General features: G+C 64.3%; 10 protein-coding genes. 9 read left to right on the forward strand and 1 reads right to left on the reverse strand.

Annotation, left to right across the window (positions count from 1 at the left end; all coding sequences use genetic code 11):
* From EOA22_RS11535 to EOA22_RS11560, 6 genes are all read left to right on the forward strand, one after another.
* Positions 1-381, forward strand: a 381-nt coding sequence (locus tag EOA22_RS11535) for an FAD-linked oxidase C-terminal domain-containing protein (RefSeq protein ID WP_206521277.1), incomplete at its 5' end; no start/stop codon positions are given.
* A 98-nt stretch (positions 382-479) separates the two neighbouring features.
* Positions 480-2,150 carry a thiamine pyrophosphate-binding protein gene (locus EOA22_RS11540; RefSeq protein WP_063168727.1) on the forward strand — a complete coding sequence of 557 codons (1,671 nt, stop codon included), beginning with the start codon at positions 480-482 and terminating at the stop codon, positions 2,148-2,150.
* Positions 2,147-4,243: a hydantoinase/oxoprolinase family protein gene (locus tag EOA22_RS11545; protein ID WP_063168728.1), complete on the forward strand. Its 2,097-nt coding sequence runs from the start codon at positions 2,147-2,149 to the stop codon at positions 4,241-4,243. Before EOA22_RS11540 ends, EOA22_RS11545 begins: the two co-directional genes overlap by 4 nt.
* Positions 4,240-5,859: a hydantoinase B/oxoprolinase family protein gene (locus tag EOA22_RS11550; protein WP_063168729.1), complete on the forward strand. Its 1,620-nt coding sequence runs from the start codon at positions 4,240-4,242 to the stop codon at positions 5,857-5,859. Before EOA22_RS11545 ends, EOA22_RS11550 begins: the two co-directional genes overlap by 4 nt.
* Entirely contained in the window at positions 5,856-7,058 is a 1,203-nt protein-coding gene (locus EOA22_RS11555) for a pyridoxal phosphate-dependent aminotransferase (RefSeq protein ID WP_063168730.1), read from the forward strand. The genes EOA22_RS11550 and EOA22_RS11555 overlap by 4 nt, the downstream gene beginning before the upstream one ends.
* A gap of 3 nt (positions 7,059-7,061) precedes the next feature.
* Positions 7,062-7,874 (forward strand): NAD(P)-dependent oxidoreductase, encoded by an 813-nt coding sequence (locus tag EOA22_RS11560; protein WP_063168731.1) that lies wholly within the window; start codon positions 7,062-7,064, stop codon positions 7,872-7,874.
* A 227-nt stretch (positions 7,875-8,101) separates the two neighbouring features.
* Here the strand turns inward: EOA22_RS11560 and EOA22_RS11570 are convergent, their stop codons facing one another.
* The gene (locus tag EOA22_RS11570; protein ID WP_199489654.1) at positions 8,102-9,706 is read right to left on the reverse strand and encodes an FAD-dependent oxidoreductase; all 1,605 of its coding nucleotides are present in this window, start codon (positions 9,704-9,706) and stop codon (positions 8,102-8,104) included.
* Between the two features lie 150 nt (positions 9,707-9,856).
* Here EOA22_RS11570 and EOA22_RS11575 point away from each other — a divergent pair, with 150 nt between their 5' ends.
* The 3 genes from EOA22_RS11575 to EOA22_RS11585 form a co-directional block, all read left to right on the forward strand.
* Positions 9,857-10,393 (forward strand): cupin domain-containing protein, encoded by a 537-nt coding sequence (locus EOA22_RS11575; RefSeq protein ID WP_063168733.1) that lies wholly within the window; start codon positions 9,857-9,859, stop codon positions 10,391-10,393.
* Positions 10,394-10,404: 11 nt separating this feature from the next.
* Complete coding sequence (locus EOA22_RS11580; RefSeq protein ID WP_063168734.1) at positions 10,405-11,181, forward strand: aspartate dehydrogenase; 777 nt, start codon at positions 10,405-10,407, stop codon at positions 11,179-11,181.
* Positions 11,181-11,810: alpha/beta hydrolase (locus tag EOA22_RS11585; RefSeq protein WP_127389974.1), on the forward strand; the 630-nt coding region annotated here is incomplete at its 3' end. The genes EOA22_RS11580 and EOA22_RS11585, both read left to right, overlap by 1 nt.

The raw sequence follows: 11,810 nt of genomic DNA on the forward strand, positions 1-11,810 counted from the left end.
CCTCCAGGTGCAATCGCCCGTTTCGTCGAGGCTGGCGCGAAGATCTGCGGCGGCATTCTTCCCGGTGTGCGGATAAACCCGTTCGGGCACCTCGGCGACGGAAACATCCATTACAATTTGTCTCCGCCGGAAGGTCGTGCCGATTTCGACGGCAAGGCCGAGCTGTTCGCAGAGGCGCTGTCATCTCTTGCCACTCAGATGGGCGGCAGCTTTGCCGCCGAGCATGGGCTTGGCCGGGCAAAGGTGGTCATGGCCGACCGCAATCGCGGCCTGGTGGAGCGAGAGCTCATGGCGCGGCTCAAAGGCGCGTTCGATCCGCTGGGCACGATGAACCCGGACGTCCTGGTTCGCGCCTCTCGGGAAAGAAAAACTTTCGAATAGACGGCATTTCTTGGTTTCGTCTCGATGCGCCAGCGTGCACGTATGAATCCGAAAGGCAGGCTCGATCCGCTTGCCGCCTGAATGAAGGATGTCGCAGCATGATCCGCAATGGCGGTCGCCTTCTTGTCGAATGCCTGATCGCGCTCGGCGCGACCAAGAGTTTCGGTGTGCCGGGCGAAAGCTATCTGGCCGTGCTGGACGCGCTGCACGACACTCGTGGAAAGCTGGACTACGTGCTGTGCCGCAACGAGGGCGGCGCGGCATTCATGGCCTCGGCCTATGGCAAGCTGACGGGTTCGCCGGGCATCTGCTTCGTGACGCGCGGACCGGGTGTCGCCAATGCGTCCATCGGCGTGCACACGGCGATGCAGGACAGTTCGCCGATGATCCTGTTCGTCGGCCAGGTCGGCACCGACATGCGCGGCCGCGAAGCGTTTCAGGAAATCGACTACCGCGCGGTGTTCGGCACGATGGCGAAATGGGCGGTGGAGATCGACGCTGTCGAGCGCCTGCCGGAAATCATTGCCCGGGCCTGGACCACGGCGCTCACCGGGCGGCCAGGCCCGGTGGTGATCGCCCTGCCCGAGAACATGCTGACGACGCTGACCGATGTCGCGGCGCTCAGCGGGCCTGCCAGGGTGTTCGAGGCCGCGGCCGATGCCGATGCGCTGGCCGAGGCCCGGTCCATGCTGGCCGCCTCCAGCAGACCGGTGATCCTGATCGGCGGTGCCAACTGGTCAGCTGACGGGCGTGCCGTGCTCCAGGCTTTCGCCGAGACCTCCGACATTCCGGTGGTCGCGGCGTTCCGTTTCCAGGATCAGTTCGACAATGGCTCACCGGTCTTCGTCGGCGAGGCCGGTGTCGGCATGGTCCCGCATGTCAAGAAGCTGATCCGGGACGCCGATGTGATCCTGGCGATCAATGTGCGCTTCGGCGAGATGACCACGGATGGCTACACGCTGCTGTCTGTGCCCGAGCCGAAGCAGAAGCTGATCCATGTCCACGCTTCGGATCGCGAGATCGGCAAGATCTACGTGCCCTCGCTTGGCATCCATGCCGGGCCGAACGCCTTCGCCAAGGCGCTCTCGCCGGTCAAGGGCGACTGGGGCGCGTGGCGGTCGCAGGCACGCCAAAGCTATGAGGGCACGTTCACCGCGCCTGCCCAGCCGGGCCCGGTCGACATGGTCGAAGTCAGCCGCTGGCTGCGCGAGAACCTACCCGACGACGTCATCCTCACCAACGGCGCCGGCAATTTCACCGTGTGGCCAAACAAGTTCTTCAGGTTCGGGCCAAAGGCGCGGCTGCTTGCACCGCAATCCGGCGCCATGGGCTACGGCCTGCCGGCGGCCATCGCGGCCAAAGTGGCCTTTCCCTCACGCACGGTGGTCTGTTTTGCCGGTGACGGCGATTTCCAGATGAACTGCCAGGAGTTGGGGACGGCGATGCAGGCCGGGGCGCAGCCGATCGTCCTCATCCTGAACAACGGCATCTACGGGACCATCCGCGCGCATCAGGAGCGGCACTATCCGGCGCGCGTGTCGGGAACGAACATCGAGAACCCGGATTTTGTCGGCATCGCCCGGGCCTATGGCTTCCACGCCGAGCGGGTCGGCGCGACGGGGGAGTTCGCCGGCGCTTTCGGCAGGGCGCTGGCATCCGCGACCGGCGCGGTCCTGGAGCTGGATATTTCCCCGGAGGCGATCACGCCGCGTCAAACCCTTTCCCAAATGCGCGACGCAGCGCTCGCTTCGCATAAGGCCAACGCATGACCAGTACGGCAAATGACATCCGTCTCGGCGCGGATATCGGCGGCACGTTCACCGATATTGTGGTCGATGTGCGCGGCACGATCTTTTCCACCAAGATCCTGACCAACTATGCCGCCCCCGAACAGGCTATCCTCGACGGAATCGAGATCGTCGTGCGCGACGCCGGCATCACGCTGGCGGACCTCGACATCGTCATTCACGGCACCACGCTGGCGACCAACGCGCTCATCGAACGGCGTGGCGCCAAGACGGCATTGGTCACCACCGAAGGGTTTCGCGATGTCATCGAGATGCGCACGGAAAACCGGTTCGAACAGTATGATCTGAACCTGAAGCTGCCGCCGCCGCTGATCCCGCGCGAGCATCGCTATACGGTCAAGGGGCGCATCGGCGCGGACGGAAAGGAATTGCAGCCGCTGGACGAAGCAGCGCTCGACGAGATCGCCGACAGCATCGCCGCGGGCGGCTTCGGCGCCGTCGCCATCGGCTTCATCCATTCCTACATGAACCCGGTGCATGAGCAGCGGGCACGCGCGATCCTCGCCAGAAAGCTGGACATACCGATTTCCATCAGCGCTGAGGTCTCGCCGCAGATGCGCGAGTTCGAACGCTTCAACACGGTTTGCGCCAATGCCTATGTCCGGCCGCAGATGGCCGACTATCTGGTGCGCCTCCAGGTGCGGCTGAAGGAGATGGGGGCGAACTGTCCGGTGTTCATGATCCACTCGGGCGGCGGACTGATCTCGATGGAAACCGCGTCCGAATTTCCGGTGCGCCTGGTCGAGTCCGGTCCGGCCGGCGGTGCCATTTTTGCGGCCGACGTGGCGCGGCGCTTCGACCTGGACTCCGTCGTCTCCTACGACATGGGCGGAACGACCGCGAAGATCTGCCTGATCGAGGACTATTCGCCGCGCACGGCGCGGACCTTCGAGGTCGCCCGCACCTATCGCTTCTGCAAAGGCTCCGGCATGCCGATCTCGATCCCGGTCATCGAGATGATCGAGATCGGCGCCGGCGGCGGCTCGATCGCCTGGGTCGACGCCATGGGCCGCATCCAGACCGGCCCGGAAAGTGCCGGGTCCGAACCCGGTCCCGCCTGCTACGGGCGTGGCGGCAGCCGCCCGGCCATCACCGATGCCGACCTGGTGCTGGGCAAGCTCGATCCCGACAATTTCGCCGGCGGCGCCATCAGGCTCGACACGCAGGCTTCCGAGCAGGCGATCACCCGCGATGTCGGCACCCGGCTTTCGCTCAATTCCGTTTCCGCCGCTTTCGGCATCTGCGAGGTCGTCGACGAGAATATGGCCAATGCCGCCCGCGTCCACGCGGTGGAAAACGGCAAGAACATCTCCGACAATGTCATGATCGCCTTTGGCGGTGCAGCGCCCCTGCATGCGGCGCGGCTGTGCGAGAAGCTTGGCGTCGAACAGTGCCTTGTCCCGCAAGGCGCCGGCGTCGGCTCGGCCATCGGTTTTCTCAAGGCGCCGTTCGGCTACGAGGCGCTGGCTTCCAAGCTGATGCGGCTGTCGCGCTTCGATGCATGCGAGGTGAATGCGCTGCTCGACGGGCTGAAGACGACTGCCGAGAGCTTCGTGCGAGCCGGCACTAACAATGCCATCACCCGCGAGATCACCGCCTTCATGCGCTATGCCGGCCAGGGTTGGGAAATCCCGGTGCCGCTGCCCGACAGGGCGTTCAAGCCCGGCGATGAGGTGAGCCTCAAGGACGCCTTCCGGGACAATTATGCGCGCTTCTTCGGCCGTGCCATTGATGGCCTCGACGGATTGGAAATCGAGATCGTCACCTGGTCGGTCAAGGCGCAGGACGTGCGGCCGGCGCCCGCAAGGCACGAGATCACCATGGGGACCAGGACCGTCGCCGCTTCGCAAACGCGCGAGGTTTTCGATCCGGCGACCGGAACCGTGCAGGTTTCAGCCATCATCGAACGCGCCGACCTTTCGCCAGGGGATCGCATCAGCGGTCCGGCGGTGATCGTCGAGCGTGAGACGTCGACGGTCGTCACCACTCTCTTCGATGCCGCGCTACAGAGCGACGGTTCGATCCTCCTGATCCGCAAAGGGGTCCAGGCATGAGCGACATCTTGGAAATCCGCATGCAGGTGATGTGGAATCGCCTGATTTCGGTGGTCGAGGAGCAAGCGCTGACCCTGTTGCGTACGGCCTTCTCCACGTCGGTGCGTGAATCGGGCGACCTGTCGGCCGGCGTGTTCAATCCGCGCGGCGAGATGCTGGCGCAGGCCGTGACCGGTACGCCCGGGCATGTGAACACCATGGCCGAGGCCGTGCTGCAGTTCATGAACGAGATCCCGCGCGAGGAGATGTACGAGGGCGACACCTATGTCACCAACGATCCCTGGAAAGGCACCGGCCATCTCCATGACATCACCATGGTCTCGCCCTCGTTCCTGAACGGCGAACTGGTGGCATTCTTCGCCTGCACCGCGCACGTGGTCGATGTTGGCGGACGTGGCTTCGGCGCCGACGGCAAGTCAGTCTACGAGGAAGGAATCCAGATCCCGATCATGAAGTTCGCCGAGCGCGGCAAGGTGAACCTCGATCTGGTGAAGATCCTGCGCGCCAATGTGCGCGAGCCGAACCAGGTCGTCGGCGACTTCTATTCGCTGGCCGCCTGCAACGAGGTCGGCCATCGCCGCCTGGTCGACATGATGAAGGAGATCGGCCTGGCATCGCTGGACAGGCTGGGAGAGTTCATCTTCACGCGCACGCATGACGCGACGCTGGAGCGCATCAAGGCGCTGCCGAAAGGCACCTGGTCGAACGAGTTGGTGACCGACGGCTACGATACGCCGGTCAAGCTGGTGGCAGCTGTCTCGATTGAGGACGACCATTTGAATGTCGATTTCTCCGGCACCGATCCGACAAGCCGATGGGGCATCAACGTTCCGATCATCTACAGCAAGGCCTATGCCTGCTACGCCCTGAAATGCGTCGTGGCGCCGGAGATCCCGAACAATGCGGCCTCGCTTGCTCTGTTCACTATATCGTCGCCGACCAACATCCTGAACGCCCCGCGGCCGGCGCCGGTCTCCCTGCGGCACGTCATCGGCCATATGGTGCCCGATCTGGTGCTGGGCGCGCTGGCCAAGGCGCTGCCGGGCCAGATCCTTGCCGAAGGGGCGGCGGCACTGTGGAACATCCACATCTCGGTCAGGCCGGTCGCCGGGAGCGATGGACGCCGCGCCGAGGTGCTGATGTTCAATTCCGGCGGCATGGGGGCCCGCCCGACGTTGGACGGGCTGTCCGCCACCGCCTTTCCGTCCGGTGTCCATACCATGCCGATCGAGGCGACCGAGCACACCGGGCCGATCGTCATCTGGCGCAAGGAACTGCGTCCCGATTCCGGGGGCGACGGGGAATTTCGCGGCGGCCTCGGCCAGATCCTCGAAATCGCGGCCACTGAAGGCCACGAGTTCGATTTTTCCGCCATGTTCGACCGGGTCAACCATCCGGCCAAGGGACGCGATGGCGGCAAGGACGGGATAGCCGGCATCGTCAGGCTCGACGATGGCACGCTGATGCGCCCCAAGGGCTGGCAGCACGTTCCGGCAGGGCGTCGTCTGGTGCTGGAACTTCCTGGCGGTGGCGGCTATGGCGATCCCTCCAGGCGCAGTACGGAGGCGCGGGCACAGGACGTGTCCAGGGGCTATATTTCGGAGAAAAGCCGATGAGCTACATTTCCTCGCGCCTGTCCGTGGTCAAGCCGTCGGCTTCGATGGCCGCCTCGCAGGCGGCCAAGGCGCTACGGGTCAAAGGCGTCGACGTCATCGACCTTGGCCTTGGCGAACCTGATTTTCCGACGCCTGCCCACATCATCGAAGCGGCCTATGCAGCCGCCAAAGCGGGCCAGACCCTCTACACCGCCGCAGCCGGCTCGCCGGAAGTGCGCGAGGCCGTGGCCGGGAAGTTCAGGCGCGAGAACGGACTGGACTACACGGCCGACGACATCGTCGTGGCCAACGGCGCCAAGCAGATCATCTTCAACGCGCTGATGGCGACGCTGGAACCCGGCGACGAGGCCATCCTGCCCGCGCCCTATTTCGTCTCCTATCCTGAGATGGTGAAGCTGCTAGGCGGCACGCCCGTCACGGTCGAATGCAGGGAAAGCGGCGGCTTCAGGCTGACGCCCGAACTCTTGGAAAAGGCGATCGGGCCGAGAACCAAGTGGCTGTTCCTGAACATGCCCGGCAATCCATCCGGAGCGGTCTACTCGGCCGACGATCTCAAGGCGCTTGGCGCTGTCCTTGCCAGGCATCCGCAGGTGCTCATCCTGTCGGACGAGATCTATGAGCACATCATCTTCGATAACCGCGAATTCGTATCCTTCGGCAAGGCCTGCCCTGACCTCAAGGACCGAAGCCTCATCGTCAACGGCGTGGCCAAGGCCTATGCGATGACCGGCTGGCGTGTCGGTTATGCAGCCGGCCCGGCACCACTCGTCAAGGCGATGTCGATCATCCAGAGCCAGTCGGTCACTTCGGTCTGCTCGATTGCCCAGGCGGCGACGGTCGCCGCACTGAATGGCCCGCAGGACGAGGTGGCTCGTTTCCGCGATGCATTCGAGGCGCGCAGGAACCTGGTCGTCGATGGCATAAGGCGCATCAACGGCCTGACGCTGCCGCCGCCGGAAGGAGCTTTCTATGCCTATATCGGTTGCGCCAGCCTGATCGGCCGCAGGACCCCAAAAGGCGTCATGCTGGAGGACGATACGGCGGTGGCGACCTATCTTCTGAACGAAGGCCGCGTGGCCTCGGTGCCGGGCACTGCCTACGGACTTTCACCTTATTTTCGTATCTCCACCGCCACCAGCGAGGAGGTGCTTGCCGAGGCGATCGCGCGGATCAACGCCGCCGTCGCGCAAGTGGAGTAGACCATGCCGCATTACGAACGCATCCTGATCACCGGCGCCGCCGGCCGGCTTGGCTCGGAACTGCGAAAGGGGCTGGTGCCGCTGGCAAAAACGATCCGCCTGGCGGGTCGCGAACCGTTCGGCGATCTTGCTCCTCACGAGGAAGAAGCGGTCTTCGATCTCGCCGACATGGAGGCTACACTTGCGGCCACCAAGGACTGCGACGCGATCGTGCATTTCGGCGGTGCGCCGCTTGAATGCGAATGGCAAACGATCCTGGATTCCAGCATTCGCGGATCCTACCACATCTACGAAGGCGCCCGGAAACACGGCGTGAAGCGGGTTATCTATGCTTCCTCGGTGCATGCCATCGGCTATCATGAAGTCGAAGCCCATATCGGCGTCGATGCGCCGGTGCGCCCCGACAGCCTCTACGGCGTGTCGAAGAATTTCGTCGAAAGCCTGAGCCGGCTCTACTGGGACAAGTTCGGCATTGAGACGGCTTGCCTGCGTATCTTCTCGTCCTTTCCCGAACCGGCCGACCGACGCATGCTGTGGTCGTATCTTTCCTTCGCCGACTGCGTTCGTCTGGTCGAAGCAGCACTGACGGCGCCGCGCGTCGGGCACACAATCTCGTTCGGCATATCCGACAACAAGCTGAAAATGGTCGACAACAGCGGCGCCAACCATCTGGGGTTCATCCCGCAAGACAGCGCCGAGCCATTCCGCGCAGCGGTCGAGGCGAAGACGCAGATTCCGGATCCCAAGGCGCCATCGGTGAAGTATCTGGGCGGGTGGTTCTGCGAGCTTGGCCATCCGGACGACAAGCGGGCGTAACTATCAAAAAACCAATCCGCTAGATGGCGAAGACGAAACATCCACCAACACCCCTACGGCTCCCTGCAATTCACGGCGACAGCCGAATAATGATCATGAAGCGCTTCCGGGACGTTCAGGCCAGGGCGACACCGGCGATCGTGCAAGACCGTAGGCTCCGGCGATCACCCCCATGCCTCCGGTGTGCTTCTGAGGTTCGGTGCCGTCTGCCATGTAGGCTTCCGCGATCACCTGTTCTGATGCAGGATCGTCTCGGCCGCAATGAAGCCCCAGGTCAGGTTCGGGCCGAGCGTGGTGCCGGCCCCTACGGCGCGCGTGCCGATGGGGTTGGCCATCGCAAGCCCTGCCGCATAAAGGCCGGGAATGATCGAGCCGTCCGGTCTCAACACCTGCGCCCGCTCGTTGGTCCGGGCCCCGCCCTTGGTGCCGAGGATCGAGCGATTGATCGTCATGCCGACGTAGGGCGCCTTGTCGATCGGCTTCAGCCGGTTCTCGGGGCCATGCGCCTTGTATGCCTCCCAACCATTATCGCCGCGGTGGAAGTCCGCATCGTGCCCGTTCTCGCAAAAGCCGTTCCAGCGCGCGATCGTCTCCTCCAGCGCCGCCGCCGGCAACCCGAGCTTGGCGGCAAGGCCAGCGATGGTATCGGCCTTCTTGATCCAGTCGCGCTCGTAGGAGGCATACCAGCGGAAAGGCAGCGAGGTTTTGAGGAAACGATTATCGCCAACGAGATAGCAGGGCAGATGGACGGGCTCGCCATCCGGTCCGCGCGCATCGATCGCCTCGCCGATGTTGAAGGCGTTTTCGCTGACAAAGCGCTTTCCCTCGCGATCGACCACGATCGAATGCGGCTCGGCCTGGAAGGTCATCGGCAAGCCGTGCGACTGTCCCTGGTAGCGCGTCGGCAGGCAGGGATAGACGTTCGCCTGATCCATGCGGTCCAATTGCGCGCCGACGGAAGCCGCAAGCTTCTGGCCGTCGCCCTCATTGCCGCGCGGGCTGCCGATCCGGTCGAAGGCGCCGGGGAAGTGGCGTGCGCGCATCTCGGCGTCCCATTCGAAGCCGCCGGTTGCGATGACGACGCCGCGGCGCGCGACGATCTTCGTGCGCCGGCCCTTGCTCTCCACCTCCGCGCCGGCGATGCGTGAGTCCGGATCCTGAAGCAGGGTGACGGCGCGCGTTCCCGGCTGAAAGGTGACGCCGGCATCGAGGCAGCCCTTGATCAGCCCGGTCATCAGTGCCGTGCCCTGGCCGCCGGAATTCGTCAGCCATCGCCATAGAAGCTTCGGCCAGACCTTGAACCCGGCGCGGATGGGATGGTGATAGAGATCGAGGTCGACGATCTCCTGGTAGGTAAAGCTGTGCGGCAAGGTGGAGCGGCGCAGACTCCGCGCAAACTTGCCGAGGAGACGGCGGCTGAGCGGCCTCGGCGAGAGCATGCGGCCATAGAGTTTCCCGCCCGGCGCTTCGGCAAAGGGATCGGGCTCGTTGATCAAGCGAAAATCGAGCGGCGTGTTGACGGACAGAAAGTGCAGCATGTCCGGCGCGGCCTTGGCGAAAGCGCCCCAGAGCGCATCTTCCTTCTGCTCCCATCCTTCGGGCGCGACCGCACGCAGATAGGCGAGCGCATCCTCGCGGCTGTCGGCGATGCCGGCTTCGGCCGCGACATGGTTGGCGGGTATCCAGACCCCGGCACCGGACATGGCCGAGGTGCCGCCCAACCATTCGCTCTTTTCGATGACGAGCACCCTGAGGCCACCCTTGGCGGCCCGCAGCGCTGCCGAGCAGGCCGCCGATCCCGAACCGATCACCAGAACATCGTACTCGCCCATCGGCATTCCCCTGCCATCATCGACACAGCACTATATAGAGGCACGAAATTTAATCTGTCTACTATTGTGTCGACACTTTTTGCGCTGTACCCTCTCCAAGTCAGCAACGCGCCCGAACGACCTTCGCAGCTCCATTCGACAGGCAGAGCCATGGACGACACCAACCTTCCACCCGCGCCCTCTGGCATCCATGTTTCCGGAACCGAAACGCGCGAAAGCTACTGGCAGCCGGTTCCCGCAAACGGCCATATCGACGTGGCGCTCGCGCCGCACATCGTCGGCATGGAGCACCCCTTCGCGCTGGGCACGCAGTCGGTAGCGCCCGGCGGCTATGTGCGCGAACACACGCATGACCGCAACGAAGAGACGGTCTATGTCATCGAAGGCCATGGCCGCGCCGTCATCGACGGCAAGGAATATCCGCTGGAACCGGACAGCGTGGTGTTCCTGCCGAAGAATGTCCGACACATGTTCATCAACGACGGCGACACGCGCCTGCGCTGGATCTGGTTGATCGTGCCGAACGGGCTCGAGGATTTCTTTCGCCTGATCGGCAAGCCGCGCAAGCCAGGTGACCGTGTGCCGTCCAATTTCCCGCGCCCCGAAAACGTTCTGGAAATCGAGCGCAAGACGGTGTTCGGGGCAGACCTCGCCGACAAGTTCGATCCCCTGAGGCAGAATCCCTGAAGAAGCCTCGGATGGTGACGCTCGGCCTCATCGGCTTCGGCACGATCGCGCGCGAGATCGTCTCAGCTTTCCCAGTGGACTCGGTTTGCTGGGTGGCGCTGATGCGCGAAGGTACCCGCCGCGACTTGCCGGCGAATGTCAGCACTGTCACGCAGCTTGACGCGCTGATCGGTCCGCGCCCCCGGGCGGTGGTGGAGGCGGCAAGCCAGGAGGCGGTGGCCGCTTATGTGCCCGCGCTTCTCGAAGCCGGCATCCCGACCATCATCGCTTCGATCGGTGCATTCGCCGATCCGATCCTTGCCGCGAGGCTGACCGATGCTTCGCGCAATAGCGGCGCGCGCTTGGTCCTGCCGTCAGGCGCGTTGGGCGGTCTCGACTATCTCAGGGCGATAGCCGCACTTCCTGAGGCGCGGGTGCGCTACACCTCGCGCAAGCCGCCGACAGCTTGGGAAGTCGAGCTTGCCACTCTTGGCCTGTCGGCCGAGCACGACGCGGTATCCCTCTTCGAAGGCACGCCGGCGCAAGCGGCAAAGCTCTATCCGAAAAACCTCAACGCCGCCTTCGCCGTGGCGCTCGCTGCAGGTATCGACAAAGTCACAGTGCGCGTGGTTGCCGATCCGAAAGCTGCCGGCAACATGCATGAAATCGAGGTCGAGAGCACCGCCGGCACCGCCTCCTTCCGCCTCGTCAACGCACCCTCGCCCAACAATCCGAAAACCTCGATGCTCACGGCGCTCAGTCTCGTCGCGGCGCTTGGCGAGTTGCTCGACAGGGAGGGCCTCAGCTGATGCCCTTCTTCACCGCCGCCGATGGCTGCCGCATCCACTACGAGACATCAGGCAGCGCCGGCCCACGCCTCATCCTCATCTCCGGGCTCGGCGGTGATGGAAGGTTCTGGACTGGTGTGGTACGCCTGCTCGAGGCCGACCATCGCGTCATCGTCACCGACCATCGCGGCGCCGGTCGCAGCGATCGCCCCGAAAGCCCCTATTCCATTCCCCTGATCGCCAGCGACATTGCCGGCCTGCTGGCGCAGACGGGCGGTCCCGCCCATATTGTCGGGCATTCCACTGGTGGCGCCATCGCGCAGGTGCTGGCGCTCGATCATTCGGAACTTGGCCTGAGCTATACGATCAGCAGTTCCTGGGCGCGAGCCGACAGCCGTTTCCGCACGCTCTTCAGCGCTCGCGCCGAACTGCTGGAGGCCGGCTTGGCCGAGACCTATCAGCGCCTCGGCCATGTGCTCTGCCACGAACCGTCCTACCTCGAAACGCATGCCGGGGAACTCGACGCAGCCGTCGCCGCCGCCCCTGACACCCTGGCGCCGCTGACAGTCAGTGCTGCGCGCGTGCGCATGCTGCTCGACCATGATCGCCTTGCCGATCTGCCGCGCATCGACACCCCGGTTCAAGTGATT

This window comes from Mesorhizobium sp. M7A.F.Ca.US.014.04.1.1 (assembly GCF_003998745.1).
Classification (GTDB): domain Bacteria; phylum Pseudomonadota; class Alphaproteobacteria; order Rhizobiales; family Rhizobiaceae; genus Mesorhizobium; species Mesorhizobium ciceri.

Bases quoted from the DNA above. Each gene is read 5' to 3' on its own strand.
- EOA22_RS11540 (WP_063168727.1), top strand. From the start codon at position 480: ATGATCCGCAATGGCGGTCGCCTTCTTGTCGAATGCCTGATCGCGCTC.
- EOA22_RS11560 (WP_063168731.1), top strand. From the start codon at position 7,062: ATGCCGCATTACGAACGCATCCTGATCACCGGCGCCGCCGGCCGGCTT.
- EOA22_RS11550 (WP_063168729.1), top strand. From the start codon at position 4,240: ATGAGCGACATCTTGGAAATCCGCATGCAGGTGATGTGGAATCGCCTG.
- EOA22_RS11555 (WP_063168730.1), top strand. From the start codon at position 5,856: ATGAGCTACATTTCCTCGCGCCTGTCCGTGGTCAAGCCGTCGGCTTCG.
- EOA22_RS11545 (WP_063168728.1), top strand. From the start codon at position 2,147: ATGACCAGTACGGCAAATGACATCCGTCTCGGCGCGGATATCGGCGGC.
- EOA22_RS11580 (WP_063168734.1), top strand. From the start codon at position 10,405: ATGGTGACGCTCGGCCTCATCGGCTTCGGCACGATCGCGCGCGAGATC.
- EOA22_RS11570 (WP_199489654.1), bottom strand. From the start codon at position 9,706: ATGGGCGAGTACGATGTTCTGGTGATCGGTTCGGGATCGGCGGCCTGC.
- EOA22_RS11575 (WP_063168733.1), top strand. From the start codon at position 9,857: ATGGACGACACCAACCTTCCACCCGCGCCCTCTGGCATCCATGTTTCC.